Below are 18,742 nucleotides of genomic sequence, written 5' to 3' on the forward strand. Positions count from 1 at the left end.
GGCCTACTCATGGGGGCAATAGTGGCTCACGCGGAGGTCACGGGCGCCCAGCCAACGGCAAGGTAATCCGGAATCGCGTGTCGCCGGGAGCCGAGTGGACCGACGCCGTGCCGCCGAACCCCTCGATGACTGCCTTGACGATCGCCAGCCCCAGGCCGGTCGAGTGGGCCGCGGAGTGTGCCCGGGAGTCGTCGGCACGCGCGAACCGTTCGAACACGTGGGGGAGGATCTCAGGAGGGATGCCCGCGCCGTCGTCGGCCACTTCGACGGTGGCCGTCGCCCTTGTCGTAGCCGAGGTGGTCGGCGAGTTCGGCCTGGAGGCCTCGCTCGAGGCCGGCCTTGATCAGTTGCTGGATCAGCCCGTCACGGCCCTCCAGCTGGACGTCGCCGGCGTCGATACGGGCATACAAGTCATCCAGAGCCCCGGAGGCCTCCAACGCGGCCACGCCGTCGCGCTGCGCACGTCGCCGGTCTTCACGGTCGAGTTTGTCTATCACGGTCATCATTCTGCTTTCGTGTCAGGAGCAACCCCTTACACAAACCATCTGACACCCTCAGCCACCCAGCTACCGCACTATCGAGCGTCGGCTACCGGTCTATGCCAAGGACCCGTGGCGACGCCAGCTCGCGGCCGGGTTCGCCGGTCATGTGGGGCTGGGGCCGGCGACGCTGGTGCTCTACGACGTGACCACCCTGTATTTCGAAACTGACGAGGGTGACGGGTTCCGCGAGTCGGGGTTCTCGAAGGAACGCCGCCTGGAGCCGCAGATCACCGTCGGCCTCCTGGCAGACATGCGCGGGTTCCCGCTGATGATCCACGCGTTCGAGGGAAACAAGGCCGAGACGACCACGATGATCCCGGTCCTGCACCAGTTCATGGTCGCCCACCGCATCCCTGAGGTCACCGTCGTCGCGGACGCCGGGATGCTGTCAGATGGCAATCTGAAGGCGCTGGCCGGGGCCGGGCTACGGTTCATCGTCGGGCAACCAATCCCGAAGGTGTTCTACCAACTCGAAGAGTGGATGAAGACCCATCCCGGGCAGGCCCCTGAGGATCAGATGATCCTCACCCAGCCCTGGGCCCGAGGCCCATCAGGGGCCCAGCAGATCGAGACGATCTACTACCAGTACCGCGCCGACCGGGCCCGCCGTAGTCTCCGCGGGATCGATGAACAGGTCCGCAAGGCCGCTGACGCGGTCGCCGGGAAGACAGCAGTCAAACGTAACCGGTTCGTCCGCCTCGAAGGCGGCTCGAAATCAGTCAACCGCGAACTGGAGGCCAAGACCCGCACCCTGGCCGGCTGGAAGGCCTACATCACCAACCTCGAGCACCCGACACCGGAGTACGTGATCGGCGCCTACCACCAGCTCTGGCAGATCGAGAAGTCGTTCCGGATGTCCAAGAGTGACCTTCGGGCTCGCCCGATCTTCCAGCACAAGCGCGACTCCATCGAAGCCCACCTGACCATCGTGTTCGCCGCGCTGGCGGTGGTGCGCTGGCTCGAGGCCACCACTGGGGTCAGCATCAAGCAACTGGTCAAGACCCTACGCCGCTACCGCACCATCGACATCCAAGCAGGCGACCAGATCGTCACCGCCGAAGACCCCCTGCCCCCCGAAGTCACCGCACTACTCGACCGCATCCACCAAAGACAATGAGAGCTCACCAGGGGTCGGCACTAAATGGCCTAAGTCAGGTCAACGAGCTGGTAGTGGTCGCCGACGCCGGGATGCTGTCAGCCGACAACCTCAACGGCCTCGAAGACGCCGGATGCCGCTTCATCGTCGCCTCCCGCCAGTCGCACGTGCCCTACGACCTGGGCGACCACTTCGAACGCCACGGCAACTACACCCCCGATGACTCGACCATCGAGACCACCCGCGACATGGGCACCGGCCGGCAGCGCCGCACCCGCCGGGTGGTGTATCACTACTCCTTCAAGCGCCACAAGCGAGACGACAAGACCATCAACGCCCAGGGCGTCAAGGCCGAGAAGGTCGCCGACGGGCTGAGACCCGTCGCCCGGGACCGGTTCGTGACGGTCACCACCGACGCCGACGGGAAGAAGGCCGAGGTCAACTGGGATGTCATCGAACGGGCCAGGTTCTGCGCCGGGTTCAAGGGCTACGTCACCAACATCGGCGCCGACGTGATGGACGGCGCAGCGGTGGTGGCCGCCTACCGGGACCTGTGGCACGTCGAGGAGTCCTTCCGGATGGCCAAGGGAGACCTCCAGGCCCGCCCGATCTTCCACCGCAAGCGTGAATCGATCGATGAGTATTCGGTCTTCTGAGCGCCAGCAGTATTGCGGTTGAGCGCCATCTGCTTGGACGGGGGTTCGTGGGGTTGAGCGCCACCGGATCGTGGCGGTGAGCGCCGGGTGTGGGGGTTCGTAGGCTCCTCCTGCCGTGTGGCCTATCACGCGGCAGAAGGAGTGATTGGGATGGTACGCAAGATCAAAGCGAAGCTGGTGCTTCGGCTGCGCGAGGAGGGGTTCTCGGGCCGGCAGATCGCCGCGCAGGGCATGTCCCGCCATAGCGTGACCGCAGTGATCGAGGCCGCCGACCGGGAGGGTGTCGGCTGGGATGATGTGGCCGACCTGGACGAGGCCGCGGTGTATGCCCGACTGTTCCCGGGCCGTGGGGAGCATGAGAGCGTGCATGCGCAGCCGGACTGGACGTCGGTGCATCGTGAGCTCGCCCGGGTTGGGGTGACGTTGAAGCTCCTCCATGGCGAGTACGTCGACAGGTGCCGGGCGGAGGGGTCGACGGCGATGGGCTATGACCGGTTCTGCAAGAACTATCAGCAGCACGTCCTGATCAGCGGGGCGGCGTCGCGGATCGGTCACAAGGCCGGACAGTCGGTGGAGGTCGACTGGTCCGGGCCGACGATGCAGCTGACCGATCCGGTGACCGGGCAGCAGCAGCGGGTCTACTTGTTCGTGGCCACGTTGCCGTTCTCCCGCTACGCGTTCGTCGAGCCTGCGCGGGATATGCGGCAGGACACGTGGCTGCGGGCGCATGTGGCGATGTTCGACTGGTTCGGCGGCTCGGTCCCGCGGATCGTTCCGGACAACCTGAAGACCGGGGTGATCAAACACCCCGCAGAGGGTGAGGTGGTCCTCAACGACGCATATCGGGAGTTGGCGGCGCACTACTCGGCGGCGGTGCTGCCCGGCAGGGTCCGGAAACCCAAGGACAAGGCCAGCGTCGAGAACACGGTCGCGCATGTCGCGACGTGGGTGATCGCCGGGCTCCGGGACCGCCGCTTCGCGACCCTGCCCGAGCTGCGCGCCGCGATCAACCAGCGGGTCGAGGCCTACAACCGCGAACCCTTCCAGAAGAGGGCGGGATCACGCCTGAGCGTGTTCGAAGCGGAGGAGAAACCGCTGCTGCGGCCGCTGCCCGCGGTCGCGTTCGAGATCAGCCGCTGGGTCTACGGGCGTCGAGTCCAGAAGAATGGGCATGTCGTGTGGGAGAAGAACTTCTACTCCGTCCCCTACACCCGCATCGGTCGCAGCGTCGACCTGCGGGTCACCGACACGACGCTCGAGGTGTTCACCGGTCACACACGGCTGACCAGCCACCTGCTCGCACCCCCAGGAGTGTTCAACCAGTACCGCACCCACGACGCCGACCTGCCTGACGGGCCCCGCTACCGGCAATGGGACGCGGCCAGGGTCCGCCAGTGGGCCGGCCGCGTCGGGGAGAACACGCTCACAGTGGTCAACCGGATCTTCGAGTCCGTCCCCGTCGATGAGCAGGGCCTCGATGCCGCGCTCGCGGTCCTGCGCCTGACCCGCCGCTACTCGACCGAACGCCTCGAAGCCGCCTGCCAGACCGCGCTGGCCTCCCGGGTCCGCTCACCCCGCTACGCCCATCTGAGACCGATCCTGGAAACCAACCAGGACCACACCGGCAGGCAGAGACCCCAGACTCGACCAGAGAACGGCGACGGTGGGCCGGTCGGGTACGTGCGTGGCGCCGACTACTACGGAGGCGCACGATGACCCGGATCGATACCGAGACCAAACGCAAGCTCCGCGAGATCGGCGCCACCTGCCTGGTCGATGCCCTGGAAACCCAGGACGACACCCTCACCCTCGGGATGGTGTTCGAAGAACGCATCAAGCTCGCCGTCGACGACGCCCACGCCACCTTCACCCACGGCAAGGTCGAGGGCCTGATCCGCCGGGCCGGGCTGCGTTACCCGAACGCGGACTTCCGCCGCCTCGACCTGGTCGAACAGCGTGGCCTGGACCGCGGGGTGATCGCCCAACTCGGCACCTGCGCCTTCATCACCAGGCAGCAGAACGTCGTGTTCCAAGGCTTCACCGGATCTGGGAAGTCGTATCTCGGCTCCGCGCTGGCGAAACAGGCCTGCCAGCACCGGTATCGGGCGCACTACATACGCATGCCCGACCTCGAGGAAGCCTGGGCCTCAGCTAAGGATCGGCCCGCCGGGAAGGAGAAGTTCCTCCGCAAGTACGCCGCGTTCACGCTGCTCGTGATCGACGAATGGCTCCTCGACCCACCCGACGACAGCACCCGCAGCATGCTGCTGGAACTCCTCGAACGCCGCTACGACGCCGTCTCCACCGTGTTCTGCACCCAGTACGCGAAGAAGGACTGGCACCAGCGGCTCGGCTCCGGCGTCCACGCCGACGCGATCATGGACCGCATCGTCCACAACACCATCTGGATCGAAACCGGCGGCACCAACATGCGCGAACACACCGCCACCACCTAACCCACAGCCGGTGAGCGCCAGCACGACCCCCGGTGGCGCTCACCGGCACTACCCCCGGCGCTCGACCCCAATATCCAGTGGCGCTGAACCGCGATAACCAACGGCGCTCAGGCGGTCAAATACTCATCGAGGCCCACCTCACCGTCGTGTTCGCGGCACTCGCGGTCGCGCGCTACCTCCAAGACCAGACCGGCGTCAGCATCAAACGCCTCGTGCAGACACTGCGACCCCTCCGGGCCGTCATGATCACCATCGCCGGCCAGCCCATCCAGGCCCAACCACGCCTCACCGCCGAAGCCGAAACCATCCTCGCCAAGATCCCTCGCGGAGCGGGGCACTAAATCAGGCCCCAGTTGTGGAACTCAGGTCATACGGGTGATCATGTCACCGCACAGGCTCCGCCGGACCCACGTGCCCGGACTCACCTGACGTGCCCGGACTCACCTGACGTGTCCGGACTCACCTGACGTGTCCGGACTCACGTGCCCCGGACGCGCCCACCATCCCGCGACGCGCAGGCGCAGACGCAGGCGAGGACGTGCACGAATCTGGCTCTGGCGTGCATTCAGCTCGCCCTAGCCGCCGCTACGGCGCATACGCCACAGCCGCCGCCTGACGGAGATTCGTGCACATCAGCCGAGATTCGTGCACATCGACGGAGCACCTGGATCGACAACGCCACGCACCTGCGGACGCACCATGCCTCTGTGCCGGCCGTCGTGGCCGTGCCGAAGGGGCACACCTCGACGGCGGTCACCCCACCGTCGACAATTACGGCCACGCCCACGCCTCGCGGGCCGTGCATAAATCTGGCTCTGGCGTGCATTCAGCTGGCTCTGGCCGCCGCTACGGCATATACGCCACGTCCGCCGCCAGGCGGAGATTCGTGCACGGGGACAGGGACGCGGGCGCATCAGTAGAGGTTGCTTGTTGAAGGGGCGCACGTCGACGGCGATCACCTCGCCGTCGACACTTACGGCCACGCCCACGCCTCGCGGGCCGTGCACAAATCTGGCTCTGGCGTGCATTCGTCTGGCTCTGGCCGCCGCTACGGCGCATACGCTCACGTCCGCCGCCAGGTGGAGATTCGTGCACACGGAGGGACGCATCGGCAGAGGTTCGTTGCCCACCCGGACATGGAACCCCCGGGAAATGCAAAATACCCCCCGAACCAAAGGTTCGGGGGTATTTTAATAAGTCCGGCGGCGTCCTAGTCTCCCACAGCGTCCCCGCTGCAGTACAATCGGCGCTGAAAGGCTTAACTTCCGGGTTCGGGATGGGACCGGGTGTTTCCCTTTCGCTATGACCACCGAAACACTATTGAGATAGCGTCGGGCACAACAAACCAATCTTGATTTACAATGCTCCCGACCGTATCTCGGGAACCTCACAGTGGACGCGTAGCATCTTTGTAGAAACAAGCCCTCGGCCTATTAGTATCGGTCAGCTCCATGCATTACTGCACTTCCACATCCGACCTATCACCCCGTGGTCTACAGGGGCCTTACCAGATTAATCTGTGGGAGCCCTCATCTTGAAGTATGCTTCCCGCTTAGATGCTTTCAGCGGTTATCACTTCCCAACGTAGCCAACCAGCCGTGCTCTTGGTAGAACAACTGGCACACCAGAGGTTAGTCCGTCCCGGTCCTCTCGTACTAAGGACAGCTCTTCTCAAGACTCCTACGCGCGCAGCGGATAGGGACCGAACTGTCTCACGACGTTCTAAACCCAGCTCGCGTGCCGCTTTAATGGGCGAACAGCCCAACCCTTGGGACCGACTCCAGCCCCAGGATGCGACGAGCCGACATCGAGGTGCCAAACCATGCCGTCGCTATGGACGCTCGGGCAAGATCAGCCTGTTATCCCCGGGGTACCTTTTATCCGTTGAGTCCTGGCGCTTCCATGTGCCACCAGAAGATCACTAGTCCCGACTTTCGTCCCTGCTCGAGATGTCTCTCTCGCAGTCAAGCTCCCTTGTGCACTTACACTCAAAACCTGATTGCCAACCAGGCTGAGGGAACCTTTGGGCGCCTCCGTTACCTTTTGGGAGGCGACCGCCCCAGTCAAACTACCCATCAGGCACTGTCCCTGATCCAGATAATGGACCTAGGTTAGATAACCAGAGTGACCAGAGTGGTATTTCAACGATGACTCCACCTGAACTGGCGTCCAAGCTTCAAAGTCTCCCACCTATCCTACACAAGTCACACCGATCACCAATACCAAACTATAGTAAAGGTCCCGGGGTCTTTCCGTCCTGCTGCGCGTAACGAGCATCTTTACTCGTAATGCAATTTCGCCGAGTTCATGGTGGAGACAGCGCCCAAATCGTTACTCCATTCGTGCAGGTCGGAACTTACCCGACAAGGAATTTCGCTACCTTAGGATGGTTATAGTTACCACCGCCGTTTACTGGGGCTTAAGTTCAAGGCTTCGCCGAAGCTAACCCTTCCCCTTAACCTTCCAGCACCGGGCAGGAGTCAGTCCGTATACATCGTCTTTCGACTTAGCACGGACCTGTGTTTTTAGTAAACAGTCGCTTGGGCCTGGTCTCTGCGACCCTCAACGCTTTCGAAGCAAGTTCTACTACGCATCGGGTCCCCCTTATCCCGAAGTTACGGGGGTATTTTGCCGAGTTCCTTCACCATGATTCTCTCGATCGCCTTGGTATTCTCTACCTATCCACCTGTGTCGGTTTGGGGTACTGGCGGCTAATATCTCGCTCACGAAGCTTTTCTAGGCAGCATAGGATCACTCTTATAACGTTGTTACACGCACTCTTCATGTCTCAGGCTTAACGAGATGCGGATTTGCCTACACCTCACCCTACACACTTAACCCGGCAAACCAATACCGAGAAGAGCTACCTTCCTGCGTCCCTCCGCAGCTTGCCTAATACGAGTTCGGGTCACAGAGTCAGTCAGCATCCGTCCGAAGACATCCACTGACCTTCCATGCTTAGCATCACTCAGTTCGGCAGGGGCGATATTTCGCCGGTACGGGAATATCAACCCGTTGTCCATCGACTACGCCTGTCGGCCTCGCCTTAGGTCCAGACTTACCCAGGGCAGATTAGCTTGACCCTGGAACCCTTGGATATTCGGCGGACGGGTTTCTCACCCGTCTTTCGCTACTCATGCCTGCATTCTCACTCGTGTGCTCTCCACGGCTGGGTCACCCCGCCGCTTCAACGCGCACACGACGCTCCCCTACCCATCCATACGACCTTACGGTCACACATATGAATGCCATAGCTTCGGCGGATAACTTGAGCCCCGCTAAATTGTCGGCGCAGAATCACTTGACCAGTGAGCTATTACGCACTCTTTCAAGGGTGGCTGCTTCCAAGCCAACCTCCTGGTTGTCTCCGCAACTCCACATCCTTTTCCACTTAGTTATCGCTTAGGGGCCTTAGCTGATGATCTGGGCTGTTTCCCTCTCGACTATGAAGCTTATCCCCCACAGTCTCACTGCCGCGCTCTCACTTACCGGCATTCGGAGTTTGGCTGATTTCGGTAAGCTTGTGGGCCCCCTAGACCATCCAGTGCTCTACCTCCGGTAAGAAACACGCGACGCTGCACCTAAATGCATTTCGGGGAGAACCAGCTATCACGGAGTTTGATTGGCCTTTCACCCCTATCCACAGCTCATCTCCTCGGTTTTCAACCCAAGTGAGTTCGGTCCTCCACGACGTCTTACCGTCGCTTCAACCTGGCCATGGATAGATCACTCCGCTTCGGGTCCAGAGCATGCGACTCAAACGCCCTATTGGGACTCGCTTTCGCTACGGCTACCCCACACGGGTTAACCTTGCCACATACCACTGACTCGCAGGCTCATTCTTCAAAAGGCACGCCGTCACCCACAAAAATGCAGGCTCCGACGGATTGTATGCGATCGGTTTCAGGTACTATTTCACTCCCCTCCCGGGGTACTTTTCACCTTTCCCTCACGGTACTTGTTCACTATCGGTCACCAAGGAGTATTTAGGCTTAGCGGATGGTCCCGCCAGATTCACACGGAATTTCAGGGGTTCCGTGCTACTTGGGGTAACGCTCGAGAGTGATCAACTTACGTCTACAGGAGTTCTACCTTCTATGCTGCGGCTTTCAAACCGCTTCCACTTCATTGATCATTTCTTACTCTCTGACTGCTCGACAGCACAGTCCAAGCGGCCCCACAACACCCCAGCTGCAACGCCTGTCAGCTATCACACAACTGAGGTTTGGCCTCTTCCGCGTTCGCTCGCCACTACTAACGGAATCACTATTGTTTTCTCTTCCTGTGGGTACTGAGATGTTTCACTTCCCCACGTTCCCTCCAACTGCCCTATATATTCAGGCAGAGGTTGCCGGACATGACTCCGGTATTTCAAGGTTTCCCTATTCGGAAATCCACGGATCAAAGCTTGTTTACCAACTCCCCGTGGCTTATCGCAGGTTACAACGTCCTTCTTCGGCTCTTGGTGCCAAGGCATCCACCGATCGCACTTAGTAGCTTGTTAAATCTACAAAGATGCTCGCGTCCACTGTGAAGTTCTCAAGATACGGGCGAGCCCAGACCCACCAACCACCCACAAAAGGCAGAAGGCAGACACTGGTCCGCAAGAAGGCGCCGCAAACGCGACCGACCCTTCAGGACCCAACAGCGTGCTCCAGGCAACCACCAACCATCCATGCTTTCCACTCCCCCAAAAAAGAGAGAAGTACTCACACGAACAACCAGCAGAAACCGCAGGTCAATGTTCCACATTCCGGTGCTTCGCCCAGCCGGGAACAAACGCCCCGGAACCAGACAATGAACAACCAGACAAAAATGCCTGGCTGCCAAAAGCTCCTTAGAAAGGAGGTGATCCAGCCGCACCTTCCGGTACGGCTACCTTGTTACGACTTAGTCCTAATTACCGGTCCCACCTTCGACGGCTCCCTCCACAAGGGTTAGGCCACCGGCTTCGGGTGTTACCGACTTTCATGACTTGACGGGCGGTGTGTACAAGCCCCGGGAACGTATTCACCGCAGCGTTGCTGATCTGCGATTACTAGCGACTCCGACTTCATGGGGTCGAGTTGCAGACCCCAATCCGAACTGAGACCGGCTTTTTGAGATTCGCTCACCCTTACAGGTTCGCAGCTCATTGTACCGGCCATTGTAGCATGCGTGAAGCCCTGGACATAAGGGGCATGATGACTTGACGTCATCCCCACCTTCCTCCGAGTTGACCCCGGCGGTCTCCTATGAGTCCCCGGCATTACCCGCTGGCAACATAGGACGAGGGTTGCGCTCGTTGCGGGACTTAACCCAACATCTCACGACACGAGCTGACGACAGCCATGCACCACCTGTATACCGACCAAAAAGGGGCACCTATCTCTAGATGTTTCCGGCATATGTCAAACCCAGGTAAGGTTCTTCGCGTTGCATCGAATTAATCCGCATGCTCCGCCGCTTGTGCGGGGCCCCGTCAATTCCTTTGAGTTTTAGCCTTGCGGCCGTACTCCCCAGGCGGGGTACTTAATGCGTTAGCTGCGGCACGGAGAACGTGGAATGTCCCCCACACCTAGTACCCACCGTTTACGGCGTGGACTACCAGGGTATCTAAGCCTGTTTGCTCCCCACGCTTTCGCTTCTCAGCGTCAGGAAAGGTCCAGAGAACCGCCTTCGCCACTGGTGTTCCTTCTGATATCTACGCATTCCACCGCTTCACCAGAAATTCCATTCTCCCCTACCTTCCTCAAGTCTGCCCGTATCGGAAGCAGGCTCAGGGTTAAGCCCTGAGTTTTCACTCCCGACGCGACAAACCGCCTACAAGCTCTTTACGCCCAATAAATCCGGACAACGCTCGCACCCTACGTATCACCGCGGCTGCTGGCACGTAGTTAGCCGGTGCTTCTTCTCCCACTACCGTCACTCTCGCTTCGTCATGGATGAAAGCGGTTTACAACCCGAAGGCCGTCATCCCGCACGCGGCGTTGCTGCATCAGGCTTCCGCCCATTGTGCAATATTCCCCACTGCTGCCTCCCGTAGGAGTTTGGGCCGTATCTCAGTCCCAATGTGGCCGGTCACCCTCTCAGGCCGGCTACCCGTCGAAGCCTTGGTGAGCCATTACCTCACCAACAAGCTGATAGGCCGCGAGTCCATCCCTAACCGCCGGAGCTTTCCAACCAGGACCATGCAGTCCCAGCTAAATATCCGGTATTAGCACCTGTTTCCAGGAGTTATCCCAGAGTTAGGGGCAGGTTACTCACGTGTTACTCACCCGTTCGCCACTCGTGTACCCCCGAAAGGGCCTTACCGTTCGACTTGCATGTGTTAAGCACGCCGCCAGCGTTCGTCCTGAGCCAGGATCAAACTCTCCGTTGAAAAATATCAGGCACCAACCCCAAAAAGGAGCCAGCTTCAACCTTCAACATAAAATAGTTTGACACTGACAGGATCCATCACTGGATCTATCAATTAATCAAAGGAATCTCTAACACAACACAAAGTGCTGTGTGACGAGATAACGCAACGACAAGACCAAAAGGCCCTGCCATGTGCATGTATTTGGCATTGACTTTAAAGCACGCTGTTGAGTTCTCAAGTTTCGGGTGCGTCCCGCACATCCACCAGACCCATAACCAGGCCCAATTTCCGCTTGGGGCAACTCGATCAACCTTACCCTTCGGTTCCGTGCGGGTCAAATCCGCTGGATCCTGGGGTTTGGCTTGGTTGTCCGCTGCTCTCGCAGCTCGGCCAACCTTACCCGCCGGTATCCGGCCCGTCAAATTCCTTCGACTCGGCTTTTCTTCCGACTGGCGGGTCCAAAACCTAGCTGACTAGGCTTCTTTCCCTCCGTTGCCCGCTCGGGGCAACTCGGAAAACATTAGACCTGTCCTCCGGAGCCGTCAAATCAAGGGGTCCTGCACCTGCATCCCGGGCGTGTCGTCGGGTCCGCCCGGGGGTGGGATCCGCCCACCGTCAGGAGCTGACCTGCGAGGGAGGTGGCCGCTGACTACTGATGGAGGTAGCTGATGAGGTACTCGTGTTCCGTCTGGAGCTCATCGATGCGCCCCTTGACGATGTCGCCGATGGAGACGATCGCCGTGAGTCTCCCGTCGACGACCACGGGGACGTGCCTCACCCTGAAGGCGGTCATGAGCCCCGCCACCCCCGTGATGTCATCCTCCGGGGCGCAGGTGCGTACCGGCGCACTCATGATCTCCGCGACGGTGAGCCGCAGAGCCGCCTCCCCGTGGACGCGCAGCGCCTTGACCACGTCCCGTTCCCCGGCGATGCCGATGACCCCGTAGTCCTCGTCTGTGACGACCACGGCTCCGATGCCGTTGTCAGCGAGCAGCGCCACGAGCTGCTCGACCTTCTCGTCCGCCGGTGCCGTGACGACCGAGGTGCCCTTCTGATGAATGACGTCGCTGATCCTCATGGCTCACGCTAACTCTGACCCCGACCGCGCGGGGCCGAACCCCGGATCGGGTCCGCCGGAACCGTCAGATGTGGGGGTCGAACGCGTCGAACTCGTCGAACGTCTGGATCATGTCGAGGGCCGGGAGGGACGACGACGGCACATTGACGACCTTGGCCGGAACGCCGGCGACCGTCGTGTGGGGAGGTACGTCCCGCAGGACGACGGAGCCTGCGCCGATCTTGGCGCCCTCCCCCACGCGGATGTTGCCGAGGATCTTCGCCCCGGCGCCGATGAGCACTCCACGGCCGATCTTCGGGTGGCGGTCTCCCCCCTCCTTGCCGGAGCCTCCGAGGGTGACCTCGTGGAGCATCGAGAAGTCGTCCTCGACCACGGCGGTCTCACCGATCACGACACTCGTGGCGTGGTCGAACATGATCCCCTTGCCGATCCGTGCCCCGGGGTGGATGTCGACGGCGAACACCTCCGAGATGCGCGCCTGCAGGTACCATGCCAGGTGCTTGCGGTCCATGGTCCAGTAGTGGTTGGCGACACGGTAGGCCTGGATGGACTGGAAGCCCTTGAAGTACAGCAGCGGGTTCGCGTACCCAGGGCAAGCCGGATCCCGGCTGACGACCGCCTGCAGGTCGGCGAGGATCGCCCGCTGGATACACTCGTCCTCCTGGAGGACGTCGTAGAAGATGTCCCGCAGCCCCAGCGCCGGCAGCGTGGCGTTCTCCAGCTTGCTGGCGAGCAGGTAGGCCAGCGCCTCCTCGATGCCGGGCTGGCTCAGGATCGTGGCGTGCAGGAACCCCGCGAGGAGGGGCTCGTTGGCCGCTGCCTCGGCGCACTCGGCCTTGATCGAGTCCCAGATGTCGTGGTCGGCGACGATCCTGGAGGGATGCATGGTGGCTCCTTCGGTCCGGCACCCCAGGCTAGCGACTCGTCGACGGTGGTTCGGCGGCTTTCGCTACGGGCGATGCAGTTGTCGGCGGGCCGGCGGGTGATTACCGCCAGCCCTCGTCCGCCACGGTGACGCTGCGGGAGGCGATCAGCCGGCGGTACCAGTGCGCGCTCGCCTTCAGCGTCCGGTGCAGCGTGTCGAAGTTGACGCGCACGATGCCGAACCGCTTGCTGTACCCGAAGGACCACTCGAAGTTGTCCAGCAGCGACCAGACGAAGTAGCCGCGCAGGTCGACGCCCCGGTCCAGGGCGTCGCGGGCGGCAAGGAAGTGCCGGCGCAGGTAATCGGTGCGTTCGGAGTCGTCGATCGTGCCGTCGGGCCCGACGACGTCGTCGAACGCAGCCCCGTTCTCGGTCACCATCAGGGGCTGGTCGGGAAACTGCTCCGACAGGGAGACGAGCAGGTCAGTGAGCCCGTCCGGCGCGATGTTCCACCCCATCGCCGTCGAGGGCCCGGGCTGCGGCAGGAACTCGACCTCCTGCGCGGCACCGGGCCACGCCGTCCCCTCCGCGGCCGGGGCGTGTCCGTCGTTGCGGGTCATCTCCCCTTCGCCGTCCCAGAGCCGGACGGTGACGGTCGAGTAGTAATTGACGCCCAGGACGTCGATCGGCTGCCTGATCTCGGCCAGGTCACCGTCGCGCACGAAACTCCAGTCCGTGACCGCGACGGTGTCCTCGAGGAGGTCGGCCGGATACTCACCCCTCAGCATCGGGCCGGTGAAGGCGCGATTGGCGAGGGCATCGATGCGGCGCATGGCCTCTTCGCCACCGTCGCCGCCGGGTCGGGCGACATGGAAGTTCAGTGTCACCGAGTAACGCGGATCGCCCGTCGACGTGGCCCGGAGCGCCTGCGTCCCGAGACCGTGGGCGAGGTTGAGGTGGTGGACGGCGGCCAGCGCCGCGGCCGGCTCGCGCCGCCCCGGTGCATGCACCCCCTGGCCGTAGCCGAGGTAGGCCGAGCACCACGGCTCGTTGAGGGTGGTCCACGTCCCGATCCGGTCCCCGAAGGCAGCGTCGACCACCTCGGCGTACCCGGCGAACGCCTCCGCCGTGGCCCGTGAGGCCCAGCCGCCCCGGTCCTCCAGGGGTTGGGGCAGGTCCCAGTGGTAGAGCGTCGCCACCGGGTCGATGCCGCGCTGCAGGAGGCCGTCGATGAGCCGCGAGTAGTAGTCGAGCCCGGCCTGGTTCACGGCGCCGGTGCCTCCTGGGATGATCCGCGGCCAGGCCAGCGAGAAGCGGTACGCCTGGAGCCCCAGGTGGGCCATGAGGTCGAGGTCCTCGTCCATCCGGTGGTAGTGGTCGCACGCGACGTCGCCGGTGTCCCCGTGCCACACGTTGCCTGGCGTGTGACTGAACGTGTCCCAGATCGACGGGCCGCGCCCGTCCTCCCGGGCGGCGCCCTCGATCTGATAGGACGCCGTCGCGGATCCGAACACGAAACCGTCGGGGAAGACACGTGGGTCGATGGTCATGGGTGGCGCCTCTCAGATGGGCCAGGTGAGGTCGACGGGGCTGCCGTCGCGCAGTTCGACCGTGAGCTCACGGTCGCCGTGGGTCAGCAGGAGTGGCCCGACGCCGCCCGGTGTGCGGGCCACGACCCGGAGTGTGGTGGGCCGACGGTCCTCCCAGGCGAGGTCGACGACGACGCCGGGGCGGGCGATCAGGCCGCGGACCGAGCCCCGGGCGAGTCCGGGTGGGAGCGCGGGCAGCAGATCGATCCGCCCCGGCCGGTGGCTCTGGACGAGCGCCTCGAGGAACGCGCCCACGAGGCCGAGGTTGCCGTCGATCTGGAAGGGAGGGTGGGCCGCGAAGAGGTTCGGGTAGAGGCCGCCGCGCTGCTGCGCATCGGCCGCCGGCCGGCCGACGAGGTCGAGGAGCCGGCCGACGGCGGCGCCGTCGTGCAGCCGGGCGCGCAGTCCGATCTTCCAGGCCAGCGACCAGCCGGTCGAGTCGTCTCCGCGGGCGTCGAGGGTCCGGGCGACGGCGTCGCCGAGGTGCGCCGACTCCAGCCGGCCGGGGTACCAGGGATAGAGGTGCGACACGTGACGGTGCCGGGGGTCGACGGCGACCTCGTCGCGGCCCCACTCGGCGACGGCACCGTCGGCCCCGACGCGCGGACCGGCCACGCGGCCACGGGCTGCGGCGGCGCGGCGGGCGACGTCGGAGTCGATGCCCAGCTCGTCGGCGAGCTCCCCCACGAGGGCGAACACGTCACGGATGAGCGCCCGGTCCAGGGCGGAGCCGCAGGTCACCGAGGTGATCCGCTCGGCGCGGCGGAACTGGTTCTCCGGTGAGGTCGACGGCGCCGTCGTCAGTCCCGAGCCGTCGTCGACGAGCCAGTCGAGCAGGAACGCCGCGCACCCCTCGACGACGGGCCAGAAGCGGCGGGCGACGGCGTCGTCCATCGAGCCGAAACGGCGGTGCTCGTCGAACTGGCACACCAGCCAGGCACCGCCCAACGCCCACTGCGACCAGGACGCGTCGCCTCCGGTCGGCAGCGTGTACGCCCACACGTCGGAGTTGTGATGCGCGACCCAGCCGTCCGCCCCGTAGAGCCGGCGCGCCGTGTCGGCACCCCGCCGAGCCATCGCCTCGAGCTGCGGCAACAGCGCCAGGTGCGCCTCCCCGACACCGGCCGGCTCGGCCCCCCAGTAGTTCATGGGCAGATTGATGTTGAGCGTGTAGTTCGACGACCACGGAGGCCGGAACTCCGCGTTCCAGATGCCCTGCAGGGTGGCCGGCGGCCCGTCCGGACGCGACGAGGCCAGCAGCAGGTACCGGCCGTACTCGACCAGGAGGGCGAGCAGCGCAGGGTCGCCGGCGACGAGCCCGCCGTTGGCGTCCGCTGCGCGGTAGCGCTGATCCGGGTCGAGGCCTGTCGCCTCGTCTCCGAGGTCGACGGCGAACGCGCCGGCACGCAGCCGATGGGCCTCCACGTGGGTGGCCAGGGCGGCGTCGACGTCGAGCCCTTCCAGCCGGGCGGCCGCCCGCTCGACGGCGATCGCGGCGTCCGACGGCGCCCGGTCGGCCGCGACGAAGGTGGACTCGATCGCCAGAGCGATCCGGACGACGGTCGCTCCGGCGACGACGACCGCGTCACCGTCCACGTCGGCCGCACCGTCATGGTCGACGGCGAGTCGCACCGCCAGCCCCACCGGGGTCTCCCCCGGCAGGTCCCAGACGGGGCTGGCGACGTCCGGCTCGTGGGGCGGGGCCGCGTCGGCGGGCAGCCGCAGCACCCAGGCACCGCCCGCGACGTCAACGGCGGCACGCTCAACGCGCAGACCGGTGCCGAGGTCGACGCGGACCGTGAACGGCGTTGCGGCCCGGAGCGCCAGCAGGACGGCATCGTCGGCCGCGCCGACCGCCGCCTCGCCCGAGACGGCGCGGCCCGGGGCCGTGAGCTCGCACCGGTGCACGCCGTCGTGCAGGTCGAGCGTGCGCGTGACGCCGTCGAACGGTTCGGAGAAGGTGACGGCCAGCTCCCCCACGGGCAGGAACGACTGCGAGTAGCCGTGTTGCAGCGGGCGCAGTGCCTCCTCGGCGTCCAGGGGGCGGTCGGCCGCGAGCGCCGCCCGCGCGCCCGCCAGCGCGGAGGCCGCGACGTCGGGCTCCACGAGGTCGCGGAGCGCCGAGGCGGGGCTGCCCGACCAGGCCGTCGCCTCGTTCAGCCCGAGCCTGATGGAGGCCTCGTCGGCCCCGACCATCACCCCGAGGCGGCCGTTGCCCAGCGGGAGACGGTCGAGCCAGTCCCGCGAGGGGCGGCGGTAGCGCAGCTCAGCCATCGGCGACGGGGGCCTGCGCGATGCTCCCGTGGTCGACGAGTTCGGGCGCGATCAGCCGTACCCCGGGCCGCGTGGCGCTGTCGGTGGCCAGCTCGACGGCGAGGTCGCACGAGCGCTGCGCGACGAGGGGTACCGCGTCCATGGGGACAGGCAGGCGCGCGGTGTCGAAGGAGGCGCCGACCGAGATCAGGGAGACGTCGCCGGGGACCGTGAGGCCGCGCCGGGCAACCGCCTCGAGCACCACCTCATGTTCGTCCTCGCCGTTGTGCAGCGCGATCGCGGTCACCCCACGCGCCAGCAGCGCGTCCAGCGCGTGCACCACCTGGAGCGCGAGCGAACCGTCGCCGGAGAGGGGCTCGAAGTGTGCCTCGAGCCCGCGCTCCTGCGCCCTGGTCAGGAAACCGTCGCGGACGCGGGGCGGGAAGTTCGACACCTCGTAGGCATCGGCGGCGTGCCCCAGGAGCCCGATCGTCCGATGCCCGGCCTCGGCAAACGCGTCGACGGCGAGTGCGCCGGCCGCCACGAAATCGAGGTCCACGCAGACGAGCCCTTCCGAGCTCTCGGGGACGCCGATGAACACGGTGGGGAGATCGAGGCTGCGCGCCAGGTCAGCGCGCACGTCGTCGGGCGCGACGTCGAGGACGAGGATCCCGTCGACGAGCCCCGAGAGCGCGACGCGCGACATGCCCGGCGCCGCGTCCTCGTCGGTCAGCAGGAGGATGTCGTAGCCGAGGCGGCGCGCAGCGACGGAGGCCGCCAGGACGAAGGTCATGTGGGTCGGCGCATGCGTGTACTCGTGCAGCGGTTCGGTGAGGGCCAGAATCCGCGTCTGCTTGCCCGCGAGAGCCCTGGCCCGTGCGTTGGGGGTGTAGCCGAGTCGCTCCACGGTCTCCTGGACGCGGCGGCGGGTCTCCTCCGTGACGGGCCGCTTCCCGCTCAGCGCATATGACACCGTGCTGATCGACACGCCGGCGGCCTTCGCGACCTCGTTGATTCCCACCATGGGACCTGGACCTCTTCGTCTTTGTCGAAACGCTTCGACTGATTGAACCATGTCGGGGGTTGCCCGAACAACCCCTGCGGCACACCATGACACCGGGAAACGCTTGCCTACCAACGGCCACCCCTGCCGGCCTCATCGCCGCCCCTCATACTACTTACCCACCGGTCAGTTTTCCTCCAGGCAAGGCGCCCCTTCTCCCCCACCGCTACGGTGTCGGCCATGGAGGCACCACGGATCCCACGTCGGCTCTGGCTCTGGGCCGTGGTTCTCGGCCTGACCGGCCAGCTGACGTGGACGATCGAGAACATGTACCTCAACGTGTTCGTCTACGAGACGATCACCGACAATGCCGCCGTCCTCGCGACCCTCGTCGCTGCCAGCGCCTTCGCCGCCACCGTCGCCACGTTCCTCGCCGGCGCCTGGTCCGACCGCACGGGGCGACGCAAGCGGTTCATCGCGCTGGGCTACATCGCGTGGGGGCTCAGCACGGCCGCCTTCGGCCTGGTCGACGTCGGCTTCCTCCACCGGCTGGCGCCTGCCGCCGACGCGGTGGTGCTCGCGGTCATCGCGATCGTCCTCATCGACTGCGTGATGAGCGCGCTGGGCGCCACCGCCAACGACGCGGCCTTCAACGCCTGGGTCACGGACTCTACAGACGAACACAACCGCGGCCGCATCGACGGCGTGCTCTCAACCTTCCCGCTCCTGGCCATGCTCATCGTCTTCGGCGCCCTCGACCCCTCACCCAGCAGGGCCAGTGGCGCACGTTCTTCGGCATCCTCGGGGCGCTGACGGTCCTGGTCGGCCTGGCCGCCCTGGTCTGGCTCCGCGACGCGGGTTC

General features: G+C 64.6%; 9 protein-coding genes, 3 rRNA genes and 4 pseudogenes. 6 read left to right on the top strand and 10 right to left on the bottom strand.

The genetic code is table 11. The features are described 5' to 3' along the window. Nucleotides 1-37 precede the first annotated feature (37 nt). Together H9L22_RS09430 and H9L22_RS09435 are read right to left on the bottom strand one after the other, a co-directional pair. On the bottom strand, nt 38-262 hold the full coding sequence (locus tag H9L22_RS09430; protein ID WP_187719710.1) for an ATP-binding protein: 225 nt from the start codon (nt 260-262) through the stop codon (nt 38-40). Nucleotides 263-275: 13 nt separating this feature from the next. After that, nucleotides 276-503: pseudogene (locus H9L22_RS09435) on the bottom strand (IS256 family transposase); the annotation flags it as partial. A 52-nt stretch (nt 504-555) separates the two neighbouring features. On the opposite strand from H9L22_RS09435, the pseudogene H9L22_RS09440 reads away from it, so the two are divergent. The 5 genes and pseudogenes from H9L22_RS09440 to H9L22_RS09460 form a co-directional block, all read left to right on the top strand. Then, nucleotides 556-1,659: pseudogene (locus tag H9L22_RS09440) on the top strand (IS1634 family transposase); the annotation flags it as partial. A 17-nt stretch (nt 1,660-1,676) separates the two neighbouring features. Continuing rightward, nucleotides 1,677-2,282, top strand: a pseudogene (locus H9L22_RS09445) (IS1634 family transposase); the annotation flags it as partial. 162 nt (nt 2,283-2,444) lie between these two features. Beyond that, nucleotides 2,445-4,010, top strand: a complete 1,566-nt coding sequence (gene istA / locus H9L22_RS09450) for an IS21 family transposase (RefSeq protein WP_187719713.1) — start codon at nt 2,445-2,447, stop codon at nt 4,008-4,010. Beyond that, complete coding sequence (locus H9L22_RS09455) at nt 4,007-4,750, top strand: ATP-binding protein (RefSeq protein WP_187719714.1); 744 nt, start codon at nt 4,007-4,009, stop codon at nt 4,748-4,750. The genes istA and H9L22_RS09455 overlap by 4 nt, the downstream gene beginning before the upstream one ends. A 125-nt stretch (nt 4,751-4,875) precedes the next feature. After that, nucleotides 4,876-5,091, top strand: a pseudogene (locus H9L22_RS09460) (IS1634 family transposase); the annotation flags it as partial. Nucleotides 5,092-5,947: 856 nt separating this feature from the next. Here H9L22_RS09460 and rrf read toward each other — a convergent pair. The 8 genes from rrf to H9L22_RS09500 form a co-directional block, all read right to left on the bottom strand. Further along, a 5S ribosomal RNA gene (gene rrf, locus H9L22_RS09465) occupies nt 5,948-6,064 on the bottom strand. A gap of 99 nt (nt 6,065-6,163) precedes the next feature. Next, nucleotides 6,164-9,254: ribosomal RNA gene (locus H9L22_RS09470) — 23S ribosomal RNA — on the bottom strand. 337 nt (nt 9,255-9,591) lie between these two features. Beyond that, nucleotides 9,592-11,111, bottom strand: a 16S ribosomal RNA gene (locus tag H9L22_RS09475). Together the 16S, 23S and 5S rRNA genes form the textbook arrangement of a ribosomal RNA operon. Nucleotides 11,112-11,742: 631 nt before the next feature. Next, nucleotides 11,743-12,171 carry a CBS domain-containing protein gene (locus H9L22_RS09480; protein ID WP_187719716.1) on the bottom strand — a complete coding sequence of 143 codons (429 nt, stop codon included), beginning with the start codon at nt 12,169-12,171 and terminating at the stop codon, nt 11,743-11,745. A 64-nt stretch (nt 12,172-12,235) separates the two neighbouring features. Continuing rightward, a complete protein-coding gene (gene cysE / locus H9L22_RS09485; protein ID WP_187719717.1) occupies nt 12,236-13,057 on the bottom strand; it encodes a serine O-acetyltransferase in 822 nt (273 codons plus the stop codon). A 100-nt stretch (nt 13,058-13,157) separates the two neighbouring features. Beyond that, nucleotides 13,158-14,585, bottom strand: coding sequence for a GH1 family beta-glucosidase (locus H9L22_RS09490; protein ID WP_187719718.1), 1,428 nt, complete (start codon nt 14,583-14,585; stop codon nt 13,158-13,160). A 12-nt stretch (nt 14,586-14,597) separates the two neighbouring features. Then, on the bottom strand, nt 14,598-16,898 hold the full coding sequence (locus tag H9L22_RS09495) for a glycosyl hydrolase family 95 catalytic domain-containing protein (RefSeq protein WP_187719719.1): 2,301 nt from the start codon (nt 16,896-16,898) through the stop codon (nt 14,598-14,600). Continuing rightward, the gene (locus tag H9L22_RS09500) at nt 16,891-17,901 is read right to left on the bottom strand and encodes a LacI family DNA-binding transcriptional regulator (RefSeq protein ID WP_187719720.1); all 1,011 of its coding nucleotides are present in this window, start codon (nt 17,899-17,901) and stop codon (nt 16,891-16,893) included. The genes H9L22_RS09495 and H9L22_RS09500 overlap by 8 nt, the downstream gene beginning before the upstream one ends. A gap of 219 nt (nt 17,902-18,120) precedes the next feature. Between H9L22_RS09500 and H9L22_RS19725 the strand changes: the two genes are divergently transcribed. Further along, a complete protein-coding gene (locus H9L22_RS19725; RefSeq protein WP_264292435.1) occupies nt 18,121-18,693 on the top strand; it encodes an MFS transporter in 573 nt (190 codons plus the stop codon). The last annotated feature ends 49 nt before the right edge of the window (nt 18,694-18,742 follow it).

It is taken from the genome of Tessaracoccus defluvii, assembly GCF_014489575.1.
GTDB classification, from domain to species: domain Bacteria; phylum Actinomycetota; class Actinomycetes; order Propionibacteriales; family Propionibacteriaceae; genus Arachnia; species Arachnia defluvii.

What these genes read in the sequence shown, in the direction of transcription:
- istA (WP_187719713.1), top strand. Translation starts at nt 2,445, where the DNA reads ATGGTACGCAAGATCAAAGCGAAGCTGGTGCTTCGGCTGCGCGAGGAG.
- H9L22_RS09455 (WP_187719714.1), top strand. Translation starts at nt 4,007, where the DNA reads ATGACCCGGATCGATACCGAGACCAAACGCAAGCTCCGCGAGATCGGC.
- H9L22_RS09480 (WP_187719716.1), bottom strand. Translation starts at nt 12,171, where the DNA reads ATGAGGATCAGCGACGTCATTCATCAGAAGGGCACCTCGGTCGTCACG.
- cysE (WP_187719717.1), bottom strand. Translation starts at nt 13,057, where the DNA reads ATGCATCCCTCCAGGATCGTCGCCGACCACGACATCTGGGACTCGATC.
- H9L22_RS09490 (WP_187719718.1), bottom strand. Translation starts at nt 14,585, where the DNA reads ATGACCATCGACCCACGTGTCTTCCCCGACGGTTTCGTGTTCGGATCC.
- H9L22_RS09495 (WP_187719719.1), bottom strand. Translation starts at nt 16,898, where the DNA reads ATGGCTGAGCTGCGCTACCGCCGCCCCTCGCGGGACTGGCTCGACCGT.
- H9L22_RS09500 (WP_187719720.1), bottom strand. Translation starts at nt 17,901, where the DNA reads ATGGTGGGAATCAACGAGGTCGCGAAGGCCGCCGGCGTGTCGATCAGC.
- H9L22_RS19725 (WP_264292435.1), top strand. Translation starts at nt 18,121, where the DNA reads ATGGAGGCACCACGGATCCCACGTCGGCTCTGGCTCTGGGCCGTGGTT.